Here is a 17986-nt window from a genome sequence, read left to right as displayed (position 1 = left end):
CGGTCATTTAATTAATGTCGACTGGAAACGTCCGTCATAGGAATCGATCTTAGTCTGACTTACGAGTCAGTTCGTTTTCAGTAACCGTTATGCATGGACTTCCTGTTTCGGCTCATAACGCAACACCGGTTTACGCGCTGCCAACGTCTCGTCCATCCGTTTGACGACCGTCGTATGCGGTGCGTTCAGGACGACATCTGGCGTTTCTTCGACTTCACGTGCGATTTGGAGCATCGCGTCACAGAACGCATCGAGTGTTTCTTTCGATTCCGTTTCCGTCGGCTCAATCATGATACACTCTTCGACATTTAACGGGAAATAGATTGTCGGTGGATGGTAACCGAAATCAAGCAGTCGTTTTGCGATATCAAGCGTCCGCACGCCAAGTGCCTTTTGGCGACGACCCGACAAGACGAACTCATGTTTACAATAGACATCATACGGTGCGTCATATGCGCCTTTGAGGCGTGCTAACATATAGTTTGCGTTCAAGACAGCTTCTTTCGAGACACGGGCGAGACCTTCTCCGCCCATCGTCCGAATGTAGCTGTAGGCGCGGACATTAATCCCGAAGTTTCCGTAGAATGGTTTGACACGTCCGATTGCATCTTTGCGATCATAATCAAGGATGAATCCTTCGTCTGTTTTTGCGACGATCGGTTTCGGTAAATAAGGGATCAAGTCTTGTTTGACACCGACCGGACCTGAACCAGGACCACCACCACCGTGAGGGCCGGTAAACGTTTTGTGGAGGTTCAAGTGAACAACATCGAAGCCCATATCGCCGGGACGTGCAATCCCCATGATGGCATTCGAGTTTGCTCCATCGTAATACAATTTCCCGCCTGCTTCATGGACTGCTTTTGCGATCTCGACGATATCCGATTCAAACAATCCGAGCGTGTTCGGGTTCGTCAACATTAAAGCCGCTGTATCGTCTCCCACTTTGCTCTTTAAGTCTTCTAAGTCAACAAGACCTCGCTCATCTGACAAGACCGTCACGGTATCAAATCCTGCGACAGACGCCGATGCCGGGTTCGTGCCGTGTGCCGAGTCTGGAACGAGTACTTTCGTCCGTTTGAAGTCGCCGCGCGCATGATGATAGGCTTTGATCAACATCAATCCAGTCCACTCTCCGTGTGCCCCTGCTGCTGGTTGAAGCGTCACTTCATCCATTCCCGTGATGACTGCTAACTTTTCTTGTAAGTCATACATCAAACCGAGCGCTCCTTGAATGCTCTCAACCGGTTGAAGCGGATGAATGTGGGCAAACCCGGGAAGTCGTGCCATATCTTCATTGATTTTAGGATTGTATTTCATCGTACATGAACCGAGCGGATAGAACCCGGAATCCACACCGTGGTTCCGGTTTGAAAGTGCCGTGTAGTGTCGTACGAGATCCAGTTCCGAAACTTCCGGTAACGCGACGTCTTCTTTTCGGACAAAAGAAGCTGGCAACATGTCTTCGATTGCTTCTTCTTCGACCGTCGCGAGTGGTAACGCATATGCGACACGACCGGGTTTTGAGATTTCAAAAATCAATGTTTGTTCGCTTGATTTATGCATGAGTTAATCCCCCTAACGCTGACACGAATTGATCGAGCTCTTTTTTCGTCCGTAATTCTGTTGCACAGACAAGCATTTCACGACTTCGTTTTGCGTCGTATGTGCCGAGCGGCAATCCACCGATAATTCCCGCTTTAAGCAATTGACGACTTGCTTCTTCCGCATCGATTGGTAATTCGACGACGAATTCATTAAAGCTCGGTCCATCATCGACGATGCGGAAGCCGGCTGCTTTCAATGATTTTTTCAAGGCATGTGCCGTTTGCAAGTTGCGGACCGCTAAATCACGAATCCCTTGTTTTCCGAACGCGCTCATCGCAATCGATGCCGCCAATGCGTTCAATGCTTGGTTGGAACAAATATTTGATGTCGCTTTATCACGACGAATGTGCTGTTCGCGAGCTTGGAGCGTCAAGACGAAACCGCGTTTGCCATCCTCATCCACTGTCTGACCGACCAGGCGTCCTGGAATTTTACGCATTAAGGCTTTTGTCGTCGTGAAGTAGCCACACGTCGGTCCACCAAAACTTTGGGGAATCCCGAACGGTTGGCAATCGCCAATCGTAATATCCGCACCGAGTTTCCCAGGTGCTTCAAGCAGTCCGAGGGCAAGCGGATTGGCTGAGACGATAAATAAACCGCCTTTTGCATGTGTTGCATCTGCTAACGCTTGTAAATCTTCGACGCGTCCATAAAAGTTCGGGTATTGGACGATGACACATGCGATATCATCAAGTCCGTCTAATTGTTCGATTGCCGTCTCGCCGTCCCGTAATGCAAGCGTCTTGACATCGAGCCCCGGCCCTTTCGCATACGTCCGAACGACATCATGTGCTTCCGGATGAACCCCATCCGACAAGACGATCGTCTTTTTCTTTTTATGGGCACAGGCAAGCATTGCCGCTTCCGCTAGTGCTGTAATGCCGTCGTACATCGATGAGTTCGCGACATCCATTCCTGTCAATTCACAAATCATCGTCTGAAACTCGAAAATCGCTTGTAGTTCCCCTTGTGAGATTTCAGGTTGATAGGGTGTATACGCCGTATAGAATTCTGAACGCAACAACATATGATTGACGACAGCCGGTGCATAGTGATCGTAAATGCCTGCACCGAGGAACGATGGATATTGCTTCGTATTCATATTTTGGTCAGCAAGCTTCGAGAGTGTCCGAATCAAATCTGTTTCCGGTAGCGGAATCCCGACTTCTTCTAACGTCCCTTGGTCGCGGACAGCGGCTGGAATGTCTGCTAGTAAATCTTCAATCGAATTTGCACCAATCGTCTGTAACATCTCTTTTTCATCTTCTTGCGTCATCGGTAAATAACGAAAATCCATCTATAAGTCCCCCTTAGTTGGCTCGACGATAAAACGGTGTGTTCACACGTTTTGCGGCTAGTTTCTTTCCACGTACTTCCACTTCGAACTGGTCCTCTGTCGCATATTCTGCTGGTACGAGCGCCAAGGCAATGGCTTTACCGATTGTCGGCGGCAACGTCCCTGTCGTCACAAAACCAACAGTCTCTCCATTCAGTAAAACCGGAGCATCCTGACGGACAATCCCTTTATCGACGAGTTCAAGTCCAATCAAACGGCGTGGTGCGCCTTGTTCTTTTTGTTGTGCGAGCACATCTGACCCGATGAATTTTTTCGCTTGTGGTTTGACGGCAAACCCCATCCCTGCTTCGATTGGTGAAATCGTCGCCGATAACTCATGACCATAGAGTGGTAAACACGCTTCAAAACGTAAAGTATCACGCGCGCCAAGACCACATGGAACGACACCTGCTTCAAGTAGTGTCTTAAAGACATGTTCTGCATCTGCTGCCGGCATATATAACTCGAATCCGTCTTCTCCCGTATAACCACTGCGCGAAACTAACATGTCGATGCCTGCCACTTTCCCGTAAACGAACCGGAAAAATTTAATTTCATTTAATGCGAGCTCCGTCATCGACGACAGGACTTCTTCTGCTTTAGGACCTTGGACGGCAATCTGCCCATACGCATCCGATTGGTTTTCAAGTAACACGTTTCCTTCCAGATACGAACGAAGATGCGCTTCATCTTTCTCGATATTCGAGGCGTTGACGACTAGTAAATATTTTTCCTCTTCCAGTCGATATACGAGCAAGTCATCGACCGTCCCACCATCTTCTTGACATAAAACATTGTATTGAGCCTGTCCAATGGCGATCTTAGAGATATCATTCGACAGCGTCTTTTGAAGAAACGCTAATGCTTCAGGACCTGTCACTAACAATTCTCCCATATGAGATACATCGAACATCCCTACTTGTTCACGTACTGCAATGTGTTCTTCCTTGATTGATGAAAACAGAACCGGCATTTCAAACCCTGCAAAATCGACCATTTTCCCCATCGGTGCGATCGTTTCAAACAATGGCGTTCTCTTCAATGTCGTCTGACTCATACATATCCCCCTATTTACGAACATTTTATGTTCCTTTTCTCTTTAATGTTCAACTTTCATTTATATTCTACCAACTTCAAACCTATTTTTCTAGGTTTATTCGGAAATTGAACAAAACTAAAGAGAGAAAGGACAAAGTCCCTTCTCTCCTATTGTTTCACATTCGCTCAATGAAAGCCATTTCAAAATTGCTTGAGTCCAGCTGTATGTTGAACTTCTGTTGAAAGTCGTTGCCCTTCAACCATTAGTTGACGCGCCCCTTGCTCAACACGCTTCCCTTCACTCACAAGATGATCGACATTTCCTTTAATTTGATCAATCCGATTCGTCGTATGGTCGACGCCTGCCTGCAACGTTTGCTGGCGGATCGTAAATCGCTCCAACAACTGTTTTACAAGCCGTAAGTCTTGTGAAATCTTCTTTTTATAAAGCACAAATCCATAAGCAACTAAGCCGAGGATCGCTACTACAATGATTCCAATGTTAATCCAAATCATGACTTTTCCTCCAATACCGATTCTATTTCTGCCGTTAGCTCCCGAATCGATTTCATTCCCTCTAAACGAAGGTCCGCACCGTCTGCATAGATAGGACGTCTGCGCATATACAAAGACTTCACAGTCTCGTACTTCCCTACTAAGGGACGATTTCGGTCCGACTCAATTCGTCTCCAAATCGAATCGAATGGTGTATCAATCCAGATTACCGTACCCGTTTCCTTCATCCATGTACGATTTTCGGGTCGTTCAATGATTCCACCACCCGTGATGACAATTTGTGATTGACTGTTTCGTAACAATTCGCTTTCGCGCGCTCGAAACCCTGCCTCACCATGTGCTGCAAAAAAATCAGCAATTGATTGACCATACTCTTGAACAAAACGTTCATCCAGTTCATCTACGTCATATCGTTCGCTTAACTTCCGACCAATCGCTGTTTTACCAGTTCCCATAAAGCCAATTACATAAACCTTATCCATCCGAAACGACCGCCTCGATTCTTTGTCCATTATCTAAGATTGCTTCCATTTTAAAGCCTTTATCCGTTCGGATACAAGTAACTCGTCCAATCGGATAACGGATCGTCTCATCTTGGCGACAGTCATGTGATGCCGCTCTGACAAGGGACTCGAGTTGAAGCGCCTCTTGCTCTAGCTTATACTGTTTGATGGTCTCATCCATCCGCATACAGCCTAGTAGCATCATGGCACCAATTCCTATCAGAATCAATAAGGTTTGAATCAGGATGAAGCCGGTTTCTTGCAGGCGTAAGTTCGAGACCGCTGATTGAGTTCGATTACGATTCGGGCACCGTCTTCTTTGATTCGATAATGCGTCACGTCGTGGGCATACGTCAGTTCGCCTCCAAACTCTTTTTTGAGCCGTATTTGATTTTGTACACGAACGAGCCGCCACTTAATCGGCTCCTCTCCTGGATCGACATCCCGCCCCCTCAGCTCTTCTCCTACTAATCCACACTCAATGCTGCGCCACATCAATCGTTCGACGGTATGAAAAAACAGGTCCTCTTCCATCCATTCTGTTTGGTTGGCGTTGCTAACGAGTTGTGTCATCGTCAATAATCCAAGGAGTAATAGAGGACTCAACCAAAGGACCATTGAAATTTCGAGGAGGGTCGTTCCGGATTCGGCTCGCAAGGCATAACGTTTCAAGACACCACTTCCCTTCCTCGACACGATACCCCGTCGAATCACCCGCCACTTGCTTCGATGCCATCTCGTCCAAGCGCCGTGTCTCAACAATTAACTGTGTTTTTTGTTTTTCGAAATTCAAGTAAGGATCAATCGCTAATACTAAGAACAAACTGATGGCGACAAGTGAGAGCATCACTTCAAGGAGAGTGAATCCACGCTCTTCCTCCGAGCAAACAACTCTTTTTACCTTTGACCGCATGCCATTTCACCTCATTTGTTGAATCAACATTTGATAATTTCCGAGGAGGAATTTTATTTCATATTCTTGTTTTGCTGAACGGCAGTACCACGTCGAGGCATAGGTCGAATGATAACTTTTAAAGTAAATCACTCGCCCGGTCGTCGGGATGATACAACTATGACCAGGTTGAAACGTTCTCTGCCACAGGATTCGATCGTTCACCATGATAAAATATCCCGCCCCGTCTGCACGCCATCGAAATTGAATGGTATTTTGATTATCCGTTTTAGAGTATTGCAGCAACCGTAACGTCTGAAAATCTTGCCGCATCATCGCAATATCTTGTTCGAGTAAATAAATTGCCGGGCGCCGATCAATAACAGTCGGCAATAACAATAAGCACAGCAGACCTGTAATCATTAAGACTCCACTCATTTCAATCAATGTAAACCCGTCACTTCGTAAGTTCGCCTGTTTTTGAATCATAGGTATACGTCTCCTGATCGCAGAGCAGTTCATTTGGTTTTTCAGCAGTACCACGGTTAATCGTCTGCAATGTTTCCGGATATTTTTTTTCTTTCGCATAATAGCGTTTAGTTATATAGAAGAAAAGCGGTTAAAAGAATCGTTGATAATAGGAGGGTTTTGGTCGTGAGGTGAAGCGTGGAGTAGATAAAATAATGTGCATTTGACTGTGCAGGTGCAGATTGTGTGCAGATGCGGTGCAGTTTAACCGATACCCACATGGGGTATCATTAAGCATTGACCGTCGCACTGTTTACACAAGGGAGGGCATTATGAAAGTGATGCTGGTAAACAAGACGCAGATCGTGCTGTCGGGAGAGGTACCTGAGATCCTCGCCGCACTCGAACGTCTGACGAAAGGCTTGCAGGTCGATGTGCTCAAGCAGACCGAGACGCTGATGCAACTCGACGTTACGCAAAGCAAGATGAAGCGAGCACGCTTCGAGGAACAATTACGCATGCAACTGGGAGTGTCCTAAACGGGCACTCTTTTTTGTACGAAAAAAGACCTCCCACAGATGCAGGAGGCCTATCCAATTTCGATGATGCCCCGTTAGACATCGTGCGGTTCCCCAACCGCAATTCGAATATAACATATAATTTCCTGATTTACCCATTTTTAAACAAAAAAAAGCCCACCCGTGAGGGTAGGCGGAGGTTAAAGGTTTTTCAGTTGGTTGTATTGCTTCTTGTCGTCGAGCGCCTGCTGCATCTGTTGTGCTTCCGGTGTGACGTTGTTGTTCTTCCACCACGCTACGATTAAACCGATGACACCGATCGCACCCGTGACGAAGCCGTCCACCTTTTCGGACTCGAATGGCAACGGGTCGTAGCCCATCGCAAGCGAGGTCGCGTTGAGCATGGCATAGAGTGGGATGGCGAGGCGGACGAAAGCGATTGTTTTCTCGTTCATATCAATTCCCCATTTCGATTAGGTTAAAAAAGCATATTCCATGTATCTTTACCGACGACACCATCGACGGCGAGTTTCTTGCGCTTCTGGTACGCTTCGACCGCTTTCTCCGTAGCCGCGTCGAACTTGCCCGTTACCGGAGCACCGACAGCGCGCTGAATGCGTTCGATGTTGATTTGCTTCATCTTCGACTTGTCTTGCGTGCGGTATAGCGCGTCACCTGGGAATGCAATGATCGCGGCACTCGATGCCTTGACAGGTGCAGCAGGTTTCGCGACGTTCAGCGTCCACCCGATGTTGATGTCTGCGTCCTTGAGGTTGTTCCACGCCTTGAGGTTCGCGACTGTCGTCTTGTACTTGACCGCGAGTTCGCTCAATGTGTCTCCTGCGACGACTCGATGCGTCTTGCTTGATGCAGATGAGGCGGGCTTACTGACAGGTGTCGAAGATGCCAAGACCTTGTCTGAGCCGTAGCCTTTGTAGTTGTACTGCAAGTGCGGTGAATCGATGAACGTTTCATCGCGTTGGTTGCCGTCCGAATCCCAATCTCCACCCCACGTGAAGCCGATACGTTGCGCTTCTTTGATGGCTTTTTGGATATTAGACGCATTATATCCACCCCATAAGGCTTTGCCATCTTTAATAGGAACAAAATCGAGCGCTTGCCCGACGAGGTGATACGAGTACATTGTTTGTGAGGCACCCGAGTTTACGTTCGCCCGTTGCTCTGCCTCCGTCCGGCGTGCGTCGTAGATCAATACTTCGATGCCGTTCTTGACGAGGTAGTCGTACCACTGGCGTGCGGCTTTTTGCGTGTTCGGTGCAAGTTCTGCGAGTGCTGCCTTATTCCGTTTGTCGTAATACATAGTGTAGCCTCCTTGATTATTGTAAGATGACGGCGAGTACCGTACCGATTGCCGTTAGGATGCCGCCTGCGTAGACGAGTAGCTTCCCTGCGGTCGCCCAGCGGCGGTCGGACCGCTTATCCTTGTGTTCTTCGCGCGTTGCAAGCTGTTGCTGATACCAACTCGTCGATTCTTTGATGATGTTGAGCGTCGCTTCTTGGCGCCCATTGGCTTCTGACATCTCCGAGCGCATGGCTTGTTGCCCCGTCGCGAGGTCGCTCACCTTGATGTTGACTTCGAGTTGCGACTTCTGGTGCGTGGCAAACTCGGCTTTCAGCTCGCGCATAAATTCCCACATGCGGTCGTCCGATTTTTCGAGTTTCTTGTGTTCTTCCTTCATTTCCGCCTGTGAGATTTCCAAGCGGTCGACCCGTCCAGCAAGACTTGCTAGTTGTGGATCCATGTCGGCAGCTCCTTCCAAGCGATGACCCCCTAGTGTGATTGAGTTGGATGTGAGGCTATGGTGTCGTGTCTAAGATGATCGATATGAAAGCGTCCCGGAGGACGCTGTGTTTAATAAACTATTTTTTGGAACATATCCATGTACAATGCTGCAATTCGTTTGTGACCGGCATCGGAAGGGTGGACTTTATCCGGCATAAGCGAACCATTTGTATCCATGTTCAATTTATTAATACCTGATTCGTTGTGGACATCGATGCAAGGGATGGCATACTCACGACAAACACTTTTAATCGCTTCCGCATACTCGGCTGTTGTGTTGCCATTAGCATTAACGCCGGACGGAAAAGTTTGGTTGTTTCGTTGGGGTAATGTCGCCCATACGATGTACTTGCCGGGATATTTTGCGATTAAACCTTCAATGATTGTACGAATAGCGCCAGTTAACGTTGATTTATCGTACTTGTTGGCAGGGTTCGAGATGACGACGCTCTGCCCCCAGTCATTCGTTCCACCCATCACCGTGATGACATCGGCGTCATTGTCCATATTCACATAACGATTGACCATCGCATTTGCATCTGACCCCGATGTATCGGCAAGTTTTGTACCACCAATCCCGTATGAACGAACGACACTGAAACCAAGTCGAGCGCCGGCGAATAACTGGTATTTATTCGCTTCTGTGATACTGTCGCCTAGTACGTTCCATTTCAGCGTTTTAAATTTTTCGTTTACTGTTTCCGGTAAAGACATGCGAAGAGGGTCTAATACTAAGTTAAACGGCGTGTAAAGCGTTGGAAGTGTGCCTTCTTCCAGTTGGAACGTGTTCTTGATGTTTGGATAAGTCACCGTGTCTAAGCTAAAACGAATAAATGCCGTGTTGCTCGTTGTGGTGAATGTACTTACAAACACACTGTTTTGACCCGTTATATATGTTTTGTTCGAGTCATACAGGGCGTAGTTCATTCTCCCGTTTATCGCATACGTCGTACTTGGTTTCAATGGAATCCAATCAGACATGGAATGCGACGCCCATGCTTGAAACGTTCCAGTGGTACCATTGATAAGGAATCCGTCTAATGCTTTTGATTTGTCGTACTTATTTTTACCGGGTACGAAGAAATCAGCTTTAGGAACTGTGATTGCACCATCTTTTATTTGCGTCGTCGAGATGTTACTGATGTTATCCGTGTTCAAGGTATAACGAAAAGCTTCGAACGTCGTTGAAACAGTCCCCGTTTCTATTTGTGCTTCGTTCGCAACATTAGTATTTGTCGAGTACCCTGCAAAGCTTAAACGGATGTACCGGGCTGTTGCTGGCATCGTGAAGTTGGTTCCTGCTTCTTTCGTCACTGCAATCTTTTCGGCGGTTAAAAACGCTTTGTTGGCATCATAGAATGCAATGTTATATTTTTTGTTGATAACGTAAACTTGACCCGGTGTAAGCGCCAAGTAATCGCTTGTGGCGATATGATCCGCATTATTCGTCGTGACAGAACCGTCATTGTAATTGAGTAATTTTCCCGGAAGGTCTGCTTTCACTGGATCGAATAAGTTTTTCCCCGGCGTCATGAACGATGTTTTTTCAGGACTAACACTTTTTTCAGGAAGTGTTGTCGCTTGGTAAACGCCACCGGGCGCCCACGCCGTTCCCGACCAGTAATACCATTTGCCGTCCGCCGTGATGACATAGATATTTGAATTACCGGACGGAAAAGCAGCTTGCAAAGCCGATAAAGTGGCATAAGTCCCTTTAGGCGTCGCACTTCCGACAACGCTAAATTTTTGATCCACATATGAGTAAGTGGCTCTTGTCACATTCAAATTATTAGCTTGTGTTTCGAGTTGTCCAATCTGCTCTTGCGTCTGGATTTCTACATTTCCCAAAGTGATAGCCGCAATACGTTGTTCTTCGTCCAAACGATCTTTTAATGAATCGTAAGTCGTTCCATCTGCCCCAATTCGAGCTTGTGCCGCTTCCGGTGATGAATCCCCTTCGATCACCAGGTTATTAACCTGCCGTTGTACATTCGTAAGGTCTTTACCAATTTTTTCGAAATTATCGTTTGTGGTGTCCCAGTTCAAAAGATCTAACTCTAACCCTATCTGTTTGTACGAAAAATCTGCCATGTGTCACCCTCCTTTAATTCACTGTCTCGTAAGTTCCGCGCCAATACTTGTAAATAGTATTTCCTGTTTTTGTTTTGCATAGAGCCGACAGCGATGACCTTTCACAACGCTGTTCCGCTAACATTAATCCATGCTGCACCCGACCAAACGATCACCTTGAGCAAGGAGCGGTCGAAATACAAATAACCGTCGTCAGCGGCAGTTAAGACTGGACGTTCCGCTGTCGTCCCGCGCCCGCTGTTTAATCGATTCTCAAGCGTCGTCAAACGCGTTCCTGCGTTTATTGCTTCGAGTGCGGTCAATCTTGTACCACCGTCAATCGTTTCGAGTGCATCTAATCGTCCGTCCATTTCCGCGAATGCCTCATCGACCCCTTCGACATTTGCAAGCGGTAACGTACCATAGCTGTTTGAGAGGTTGACCCCCTCGCCTGTGACGGCTTCTTGGTAGGTCACGCCACCATCTTCTGACGTGCCGATGCCGTTCGCTGTCCACGCGACGATGTGTTGTGTGTTCGCCGACTCGACGGAGCGGATGCCGTCAAGGAATGCTAATTCTTTGCGTGCAGCTTGCACTGCTGCGACCGCACTCTTGACATCATCACTTAGGATGTCCGTCTTGACGGTGCCGTCCTGGTTAACGACCTTATCGACGGCTTTCGTCGTCCGGCTGAACTGCGAAACGGTGTCCGTGATGTCCTTATTGAGATTCGCGAGCGTGACTTTCGTCCCGACAGGCTGCAAGTAAAAGTTAAAACTTTCCTCGATTTCGACCAGTCGCACAACGATTGTCAAATCCATTGGCTCGTAGATCAGCAAGACGCGGTCTCCTTCGTTCGGCACGATAAACGGATAACCTGCCGCCCTTAAGTCGAGGAAATCGAGTTCGAGCGAGAGCAATGGTGTATCTTGTAATGCCGCTTGCATCATCTTGTTGAGTGTCGCAATCGTTGTCACCCGGTCATCGTGGACAGCTTTCGCCTCCCGGATCCCGTAGAGCGCGACGTTCGGGCTGTAATACTCACCCTGTACCTTGTAATTGCCTGTCGGTGTCCCCTCGGAGTCCGTCAGTGGTTGTCCGAACCCTTTGACGTAGGTCGAGAGGTTGGTCGTGTCGACCGTCCGTGACAGCGTCTTGATGTTAAAGTTGTAACGAAACTGGAAGTCCGTTTCGATACCAATTTGTTCGCGTATGACCACGATGTTGCCGACGAGTTCAAACTCGCCCCCGTACCGTCCAAGGATTTGCTGGAACAATGCCAACCGGTTATCATCTCCAAGATTGTCAAACGATTCCGTGTCATACGTCCCGGACAACGTGTAAGTGTAGCCAGAGCCGTCGAACACGAATGCCAAGGCTTGCGCGAAGGTCTTCGTGCCACTCGTCGTCTCATGCTTGTACTGGTCAATCAACTTCGGGAAAAAGGCGTGGACGGCACCGACTTGCTTGTACGTCCGGTCGCCACTCCCGATTTCTTTCAGTTGTTTGATGATATAGGTATCGCCGTCGAACAGGATCTCGCTCTCTTCTTGCACAAGGTCGAAGCCAATCGTGTCGATGTCTGAACGTAGCAATGTAAAGGAGAGCTCGCGCTCCCCGTTGACGCGACGTTTCCGTCGTAAATCGCGTACCGAGACGATGCGTTCGGAATTGCCGAGTAGGTCGGTGACTATGAGCATTGAACCGCTCCTTTCCTAGAGGTAATAAAATCGGAATTCGAACGAGAGGGTGAAGTTTCCAAGCGCCCCTTCGACGAGAAAATCATTGTTGCCAATCGCCATCGTCAACAGACCATAATTCGTCTGTCGGACGACGCTGATGTCGTTTTTAAGAACGCGGACACCATCTAAGACCAAGGTGTCACTCGCTCCCGTCGTGCCGTAATAGGCGAACGTCTCGCCTGTCGTAAGGTTGGTCAGCGTCAAGTTGCTCGATGCCCCATTAAAGCGAATCACGAGCCCCATCTGACGCGGGTCGACGACGACGTCCCCATAGTTCGGGATGACGAACTCCGTGTCATTGACGACGTTGTATTGATCCATGCTGTCGCCCCACGAAATGCCAGCACCCCAAAACCATCCGTTGTCCATCCAGACGAGCGGTTGTTGTGTCGTCGCTCGACTCTCGACGTACGGCAAGCCACTTGTCTCCATCTCGACCGTAAACACTCCAAAGATGCGTGTCTGGTCGAGTTCAAAGCTATTCGTCACCTTGACGAGCCATCGTTTCCAGGGCGTGCGTGATTCGGTGATGTAAAACGCTTTTTTCGATTTAAACAATTTGAAGACTTGGTCCCGGTAGAGCGCATATGATGCCATGCTCGACGCCTTGAGGTACAGTTCTGCGGTCAATTTCCGCTTCGTGTAGCTGCTCCCGAGGTCAATCTGTCCGTCGCGCCCTTCGATGTTGTCGGATTGGTGATTGTACTCCGGGGACGACACTTTAAAATCGATTGTATGGATGCGGTATTTGTCGTCATCCAGCTTGTAGGTCTGTCCGTCGAGCGTCTCGATTGTCAAAAACATTAGCGATTCCCCCCGAAGTACGACTTGATTTGCGTTTTGCTCTGTTGTCCTTGGTCGACGTATGGTTGGACGACGCGCCCGATTTCCCGACCGTCCATCATCATCACGTTCTCGACGTAGATCGGTGTGCCTGTCGTCTCAAGGGCATACGTGCCATTTGTTTGTGCTTGGATGGCAACACCTGCTTGTGCGGCAGATGAGAGCGAGTTGACCGCTTTTTCGACGAGCGACCGCGACTTCGCAATCCCGTTTGCCATCCCTTCGCCTGTAAAGCCACCGAGGGCTTCCATGACGCGTGACGGCGAGTGGATGTTGAGCGTCTTCTTCGTCGTCGTGGCAACAAGTTTAGCGAGTTGCTCCGCAGCACTTGCGAGTGGACCTTTCATGCTGTCCATCCCTTTGATCATGCCGGCGATGGCTTGCTTCCCTGCGTCCTTCATGCCGGGCGAGAGACCGCCGGTCGATTTAACGGTCGCGGACTTGAGTGCCGCAATCTGTTTCATCCATTCGTTGCGGTAGCCGAGGACGGTCACTTTCGCTTTCATTTCCTCTGCCTTAACCTTCGCCGCGAGTTCGGCTTTTTCGTCCGCTGTTTCTTTCTTCGCCTGTTCTTGCGCGAGCTGACGTTTCGCGTTGTAGTAATGCTGGTACTGGGCGAGCTGTTCGCTGTTGAGTTTCGTCAACGCTTCCAGTTCTGCCGCGCCACTCGGGCCTTGTGCTTGCAGTTCATCCATCAACTTATCCGAGAGGCCTTTCGCACGCAGGTCCTCGATGGATTTGTTGTATGTCTTGATGGCTGCGACTTGCGTCTTCAACCCATTGACCATTGCCGCCGGATCGATGGCTTTCTTTTCGACCGTGTCGAACAACGAGGTGAAGTTCATGATGCTTCGCTTCCGGTCTGCGAACTCTTTGTTAAAATCTGCCGTCAACTTCGCTTCCGTCGCTTTCAGGTCAGAGGCGACCTTCTTCGACTTCTCGACAAACGAGTCGTTGATGCTGTCGAGCTTCTTGTAAAAGTCCGACTTGTCTTTCAGCGCTTCCGCGTTCTGTTTCTTGACGACTTGTTGCGCGGCGTAGATCTCACTGTTGAGCTTGCGTTGTTGGTCGCCTGTCAGTTTATGTGCCGCATCAATTTTGCGTAACTCTGCGATGTAGGCACTGGCACTGAGTTTCTTCGTGTCAAACTTCACTTCTACGTTCTTCATCTGTTCTGTAATCGATTTCGTTAACTTCGCTGCCGCCGCTGTCGCCGCTTTCGCGTTCGCCTGCATCCCGACTGCGATACCGGACGGAATGTGCTTCCCGACGTTGTCTTTCATCCAGCGGGATGGGGAGTGGATGCCGAGGGCACCTGTGATTTTCGACTTGATGCCGTCAGCGATCGAACTAATTTTCGACGCAACCGCACCTGCCATCGAACCAATCCCGTTAATCAACCCTTGAATGATGTTCTTACCGATGCCGGATAAATTAATGCCGGATAGGAAGGACTTTGCGGAATTCCAACCGTTGACGATGGCGTTCTTTACGTTCGACATTGCGCCTGACACAATGCCTTTGAGCGCATTGAAATCACCTGTGACGAGTGCTTTGATGGCGTTCGTCGCCGTCTGTACAACGGACTTGGCATTGTTAAATCCATTCGTGATGACCGACTTGATGGCATTGATGACGCTCGAGACGACCGATTTCGCCGCGTTGAACCCGGACGAGATGACCGACTTGATCGCGGACATCGCGGATGAGATGACGGACTTGACCGCACTCCATACACTGGAGATGACGGACTTGATCGCAGACATCGCGTTTGAAACAATGGACTTCGCTGTCGAGAACCCCGACGAGATACTGGACTTAATCGAACCGACTGCTGACGAGATGGACGACTTGACTGCCGACCACGCCGACGAGACAGCGGAACGAATGCTACTCATCGCCCCCGTGATGACGGACTTGGCTGCGTTGAATCCTGAAGCGACACCCGAACGAATCGCAGAGAGCGAACTCGTAAAGACTGACTTGATGGCGGACCAGGCGCCTGTGATGACGCTTTTCCCCATCGACGCGAACGTTTTGAGTGGTCCGAGTAACTTCCCGACGAGGTACAGATTGACGACGCCCCAAATCAATTGGAGGGCGCCGGTAAAGATTTGCTTGATGCCTGACCACATCAGCGAGAAGTCGCCTGTGAACGCACCTGTGAAGACTTTGACGACACCCTTGATGATGTCGAGTGCGCCATTGATGACGTTTTTAATGGCATCCCATGTCGATTTGACGACGGAGACGATGACCATAAAGCCTGCTTGGAAAATCGGAGCAAGGAATGCGATGGCAGTCGAGATCGCTGTTTTGATCATGTTCCACGCATTCGTGACCGCTTGGAGGATTTGTGTCCCATTCTCATCCCAAAACGTTTTGATTTCCGCGAGTTTCTGCCCGATGAAGGCACCGACGGCGTCCATCGCTTGCATGACGAACGGTTTGATAAAGTTAAAGACCGACATCGCTGCCGATTTGATCGCTTCCCATGTCGAAGTGACGCCTGCCCGGAATGTTTCGGATTTGTTGTAAAGCACGACGAATGCCGCACCTAAGGCGACGAGTCCTGCAATGACGAGGGTGACGGGTGACGTGATGATAGCAAGCGCACCACCTAAGATGGCTGCCGCTCCCCCGAGTGCCCCGATACCAGTGGCGACTGCTCCTGCGACGACGAGAATGCCCCCGAGTCCTGCCACGAGCAAAAGAACGCCTGCTGTGACAGCGGCGCCCGTTGTGATGAAGGATTGCATCGAAGGAGACAATCCATTGAATTTGTCCATCAAGCCTTGCAGGACAGCGACGACCGCTTGAATCGCGGGTGTCAACGCCGTCCCGATGGTGATTTGTGCCGTCTCGAACGCACCACCGAGTTCTTCGAGCGCGCCTTTGAGGTTATCTTTCATTGCCGCTGCCGCTGTCGCTGAAGCCCCGCCGCTGTTTTCGAGTGAGGTCGTCATCTTATCGATTTCACCTGGTCCTGCTGCCATGAGCGCAAGGAATCCGGACGAGGCTTCCGTCCCGACGAGCGAGGCGAGTGTTGCGGTCTTCTGTGCGTCCGTCATACCGTCCATCGAGCCGTTAAGCTGTTCGACGACGCCTTTTAATCCGATAAACTTCCCGTTGGCATCGGTCATCGAAAGTCCTAGACCGTCCATGACCTTCTGATTCGCGTTCGATGGTTTCAAGAGTGACAGGAGTCCCGCCCGTAATGCGGTACCGGCTGACGATCCGTCGAGTCCTGCGTTGGTCATGATTCCGATAGAGGCGGATAACTCTTCCATCGATACACCAAGGTTCGCGGCGACTGGTCCTGCATATTTGAGCGCGTACCCCATATCCCCAATATCTGCGGCGGATTGGTTCGCGGTCTGTGCCAAGATGTCCGCAACCCGCGAGGATTCCGACGCTTCGAGTCCGAAGATGTTCAAAGCGGACGCCATGACTTCCGCCGTCTGTGCCATGTCTGCACCGGATGATTCAGCGGCACTGATGACACCTGGCATCGCACTGACGACTTCCGTCGCGGTCATACCGAGTGCGGCGAGTGCTTCTTGCCCGACCGCTACTTCAGATGCGGATTTAGACGTGGACGCCCCGAGTTGGAGCGCAGAGTCGCGTAAGGCTTGGAGTTCACTGCCTGTCGCACCCGAGATTGCCCCGACCCGACTGACTTGCGCCTCGAAGTCCATCGACTTGTTGACTGCGAGTCCGAGCCCTGCCGCGATTGCACCACCTGCCGCCCCGAACGTCGTCGCCATCGCCGCACCGGTACTCGATAGCTTTTGTCCCATGTTGGACATGCGGCTTTGTACTTCGTTCATGCCGTTGGCAAAGTCCCGTAGGTCGGCGGCAATCCGTACTGTTATGTCTTGCATCGCCATGAGGTTTCCCCCTTCCTACTCACTGGAGCAAACCGAGTTCGGCTGTCAGTGAATCTAATTCGTTGCGTTTTTCTGCGAGTGTGACGATTTTCTTTTCATAGTTGCCTTGTTTCGGGCGTTTGAAGAGGTCGTCTCGTTTCAGGTTCTTCTTGTTGTCCGCGACCCGTTTCATGATGGCGAAAGACGCTTCATCCTCGTATCGATCAAGCCGCCGTTCAGCAGCCGCTTCGAGCGTGATGAGCGTCTCCCGGTATGTCATGTCCCAGTAGTCCGCTGGCGTGATGCCGGCATAACGGATGCAGTCCCGCATCAGCGTGTAGTGGTTTACTTGACCGCTTTTGGTTTTGCTTTCGGTTTGCTTGCCACTTTCGCCAGTTCCTGCGCTTGTAATTTCGCCTGTGCTTGCTTCATAAAAACCGATTTCTCGACCGTCGCGTTGATGGCTTCCCCGATTTGTTCGAACTCGAGGCCGCTTTCAAAAGCATCGTCCAAGATGTCGAGGAAGGCTTCACGCGGCATCAATGCGAAGTCTGCATGTCGCTTGAGCAGAATCAGCAAAAGCGTATACATCGGCTTGACTTTCCCGCTTGCGAGTTCTTCCCCGAAAAACTGTTCCATCGATTGTCCGGTCGTTTCTTCAAGTAAATCGAGTTCGCGGTTTTTGAAATGTAATTCGTATTCTTTTCCGTTGAGTTGGATCGTTGCCATTGTGTCGTTCCCCTTTCGCTTTCGCGTATGTGATGCAACAAAAAAAGGCG

Annotated in this window: 19 protein-coding genes; 1 reads left to right on the top strand and 18 read right to left on the bottom strand. The window is 49.7% G+C overall.

The genetic code is table 11. The features are described 5' to 3' along the window. Window positions 1-87: 87 nt before the first annotated feature. The 9 genes from gcvPB to KNQ02_RS06445 form a co-directional block, all read right to left on the bottom strand. Window positions 88-1566, bottom strand: a complete 1479-nt coding sequence (gene gcvPB / locus KNQ02_RS06485; protein ID WP_088836604.1) for an aminomethyl-transferring glycine dehydrogenase subunit GcvPB — start codon at window positions 1564-1566, stop codon at window positions 88-90. Continuing rightward, a complete protein-coding gene (gcvPA, locus tag KNQ02_RS06480; RefSeq protein ID WP_214769944.1) occupies window positions 1559-2905 on the bottom strand; it encodes an aminomethyl-transferring glycine dehydrogenase subunit GcvPA in 1347 nt (448 codons plus the stop codon). The genes gcvPB and gcvPA overlap by 8 nt, the downstream gene beginning before the upstream one ends. Before the next feature lie 13 nt (window positions 2906-2918). Continuing rightward, the gene (gene gcvT / locus KNQ02_RS06475) at window positions 2919-4001 is read right to left on the bottom strand and encodes a glycine cleavage system aminomethyltransferase GcvT (protein WP_214765385.1); all 1083 of its coding nucleotides are present in this window, start codon (window positions 3999-4001) and stop codon (window positions 2919-2921) included. Between the two features lie 182 nt (window positions 4002-4183). Beyond that, window positions 4184-4498 carry a hypothetical protein gene (locus KNQ02_RS06470; RefSeq protein ID WP_088836601.1) on the bottom strand — a complete coding sequence of 105 codons (315 nt, stop codon included), beginning with the start codon at window positions 4496-4498 and terminating at the stop codon, window positions 4184-4186. Next, window positions 4495-4980 carry a shikimate kinase gene (locus KNQ02_RS06465; RefSeq protein WP_088836600.1) on the bottom strand — a complete coding sequence of 162 codons (486 nt, stop codon included), beginning with the start codon at window positions 4978-4980 and terminating at the stop codon, window positions 4495-4497. The genes KNQ02_RS06470 and KNQ02_RS06465 overlap by 4 nt, the downstream gene beginning before the upstream one ends. Then, complete coding sequence (locus KNQ02_RS06460) at window positions 4973-5206, bottom strand: hypothetical protein (RefSeq protein WP_239456854.1); 234 nt, start codon at window positions 5204-5206, stop codon at window positions 4973-4975. Before KNQ02_RS06460 ends, KNQ02_RS06465 begins: the two co-directional genes overlap by 8 nt. Before the next feature lie 35 nt (window positions 5207-5241). After that, on the bottom strand, window positions 5242-5673 hold the full coding sequence (locus KNQ02_RS06455; RefSeq protein ID WP_235195262.1) for a hypothetical protein: 432 nt from the start codon (window positions 5671-5673) through the stop codon (window positions 5242-5244). Then, a complete protein-coding gene (locus KNQ02_RS06450) occupies window positions 5558-5914 on the bottom strand; it encodes a type II secretion system protein (protein ID WP_214769941.1) in 357 nt (118 codons plus the stop codon). Before KNQ02_RS06450 ends, KNQ02_RS06455 begins: the two co-directional genes overlap by 116 nt. A 6-nt stretch (window positions 5915-5920) precedes the next feature. Further along, a complete protein-coding gene (locus KNQ02_RS06445) occupies window positions 5921-6382 on the bottom strand; it encodes a prepilin-type cleavage/methylation domain-containing protein (protein WP_251132127.1) in 462 nt (153 codons plus the stop codon). A 311-nt stretch (window positions 6383-6693) separates the two neighbouring features. Between KNQ02_RS06445 and KNQ02_RS06440 the strand changes: the two genes are divergently transcribed. Beyond that, window positions 6694-6900 carry a hypothetical protein gene (locus KNQ02_RS06440; protein WP_029333049.1) on the top strand — a complete coding sequence of 69 codons (207 nt, stop codon included), beginning with the start codon at window positions 6694-6696 and terminating at the stop codon, window positions 6898-6900. Between the two features lie 179 nt (window positions 6901-7079). Here the strand turns inward: KNQ02_RS06440 and KNQ02_RS06435 are convergent, their stop codons facing one another. From KNQ02_RS06435 to KNQ02_RS06395, 9 genes are all read right to left on the bottom strand, one after another. Continuing rightward, entirely contained in the window at window positions 7080-7334 is a 255-nt protein-coding gene (locus KNQ02_RS06435) for a phage holin (protein ID WP_214807649.1), read from the bottom strand. Window positions 7335-7357: 23 nt separating this feature from the next. Beyond that, on the bottom strand, window positions 7358-8200 hold the full coding sequence (locus KNQ02_RS06430) for a peptidoglycan-binding protein (RefSeq protein ID WP_214807647.1): 843 nt from the start codon (window positions 8198-8200) through the stop codon (window positions 7358-7360). A gap of 16 nt (window positions 8201-8216) precedes the next feature. Then, window positions 8217-8642 carry a hypothetical protein gene (locus tag KNQ02_RS06425; RefSeq protein WP_214807644.1) on the bottom strand — a complete coding sequence of 142 codons (426 nt, stop codon included), beginning with the start codon at window positions 8640-8642 and terminating at the stop codon, window positions 8217-8219. Between the two features lie 110 nt (window positions 8643-8752). Beyond that, the gene (locus KNQ02_RS06420; RefSeq protein WP_214807640.1) at window positions 8753-10774 is read right to left on the bottom strand and encodes an SGNH/GDSL hydrolase family protein; all 2022 of its coding nucleotides are present in this window, start codon (window positions 10772-10774) and stop codon (window positions 8753-8755) included. Window positions 10775-10875: 101 nt separating this feature from the next. Next, window positions 10876-12453, bottom strand: a complete 1578-nt coding sequence (locus KNQ02_RS06415) for a phage tail protein (RefSeq protein WP_214807637.1) — start codon at window positions 12451-12453, stop codon at window positions 10876-10878. Between the two features lie 15 nt (window positions 12454-12468). After that, window positions 12469-13299: a phage tail family protein gene (locus KNQ02_RS06410; protein WP_214807634.1), complete on the bottom strand. Its 831-nt coding sequence runs from the start codon at window positions 13297-13299 to the stop codon at window positions 12469-12471. Beyond that, entirely contained in the window at window positions 13299-17228 is a 3930-nt protein-coding gene (locus KNQ02_RS06405; RefSeq protein ID WP_214807631.1) for a phage tail tape measure protein, read from the bottom strand. The genes KNQ02_RS06410 and KNQ02_RS06405 overlap by 1 nt, the downstream gene beginning before the upstream one ends. 19 nt (window positions 17229-17247) lie before the next feature. Continuing rightward, window positions 17248-17538 (bottom strand): hypothetical protein, encoded by a 291-nt coding sequence (locus KNQ02_RS06400; RefSeq protein ID WP_214807628.1) that lies wholly within the window; start codon window positions 17536-17538, stop codon window positions 17248-17250. Between the two features lie 14 nt (window positions 17539-17552). Beyond that, complete coding sequence (locus KNQ02_RS06395) at window positions 17553-17936, bottom strand: hypothetical protein (RefSeq protein ID WP_029333042.1); 384 nt, start codon at window positions 17934-17936, stop codon at window positions 17553-17555. Window positions 17937-17986 lie beyond the last annotated feature (50 nt).

The sequence above is a fragment of the Exiguobacterium sp. s102 genome (assembly GCF_018618635.1).
In the GTDB taxonomy this organism is placed as follows: domain Bacteria; phylum Bacillota; class Bacilli; order Exiguobacteriales; family Exiguobacteriaceae; genus Exiguobacterium_A; species Exiguobacterium_A oxidotolerans.
Note: the sequence above shows the minus strand (reverse complement) of the source record. Positions and strands in the feature narration are given on the sequence as shown.

Bases quoted from the DNA above. Each gene is read 5' to 3' on its own strand.
- gcvPB (WP_088836604.1), bottom strand. From the start codon at position 1,566: ATGCATAAATCAAGCGAACAAACATTGATTTTTGAAATCTCAAAACCC.
- gcvPA (WP_214769944.1), bottom strand. From the start codon at position 2,905: ATGGATTTTCGTTATTTACCGATGACGCAAGAAGATGAAAAAGAGATG.
- gcvT (WP_214765385.1), bottom strand. From the start codon at position 4,001: ATGAGTCAGACGACATTGAAGAGAACGCCATTGTTTGAAACGATCGCA.
- KNQ02_RS06470 (WP_088836601.1), bottom strand. From the start codon at position 4,498: ATGATTTGGATTAACATTGGAATCATTGTAGTAGCGATCCTCGGCTTA.
- KNQ02_RS06465 (WP_088836600.1), bottom strand. From the start codon at position 4,980: ATGGATAAGGTTTATGTAATTGGCTTTATGGGAACTGGTAAAACAGCG.
- KNQ02_RS06460 (WP_239456854.1), bottom strand. From the start codon at position 5,206: ATGATGCTACTAGGCTGTATGCGGATGGATGAGACCATCAAACAGTAT.
- KNQ02_RS06450 (WP_214769941.1), bottom strand. From the start codon at position 5,914: ATGCGGTCAAAGGTAAAAAGAGTTGTTTGCTCGGAGGAAGAGCGTGGA.
- KNQ02_RS06445 (WP_251132127.1), bottom strand. From the start codon at position 6,382: ATGATTCAAAAACAGGCGAACTTACGAAGTGACGGGTTTACATTGATT.
- KNQ02_RS06440 (WP_029333049.1), top strand. From the start codon at position 6,694: ATGAAAGTGATGCTGGTAAACAAGACGCAGATCGTGCTGTCGGGAGAG.
- KNQ02_RS06435 (WP_214807649.1), bottom strand. From the start codon at position 7,334: ATGAACGAGAAAACAATCGCTTTCGTCCGCCTCGCCATCCCACTCTAT.
- KNQ02_RS06430 (WP_214807647.1), bottom strand. From the start codon at position 8,200: ATGTATTACGACAAACGGAATAAGGCAGCACTCGCAGAACTTGCACCG.
- KNQ02_RS06425 (WP_214807644.1), bottom strand. From the start codon at position 8,642: ATGGATCCACAACTAGCAAGTCTTGCTGGACGGGTCGACCGCTTGGAA.
- KNQ02_RS06420 (WP_214807640.1), bottom strand. From the start codon at position 10,774: ATGGCAGATTTTTCGTACAAACAGATAGGGTTAGAGTTAGATCTTTTG.
- KNQ02_RS06415 (WP_214807637.1), bottom strand. From the start codon at position 12,453: ATGCTCATAGTCACCGACCTACTCGGCAATTCCGAACGCATCGTCTCG.
- KNQ02_RS06410 (WP_214807634.1), bottom strand. From the start codon at position 13,299: ATGTTTTTGACAATCGAGACGCTCGACGGACAGACCTACAAGCTGGAT.
- KNQ02_RS06405 (WP_214807631.1), bottom strand. From the start codon at position 17,228: ATGGCGATGCAAGACATAACAGTACGGATTGCCGCCGACCTACGGGAC.
- KNQ02_RS06400 (WP_214807628.1), bottom strand. From the start codon at position 17,538: ATGCGGGACTGCATCCGTTATGCCGGCATCACGCCAGCGGACTACTGG.
- KNQ02_RS06395 (WP_029333042.1), bottom strand. From the start codon at position 17,936: ATGGCAACGATCCAACTCAACGGAAAAGAATACGAATTACATTTCAAA.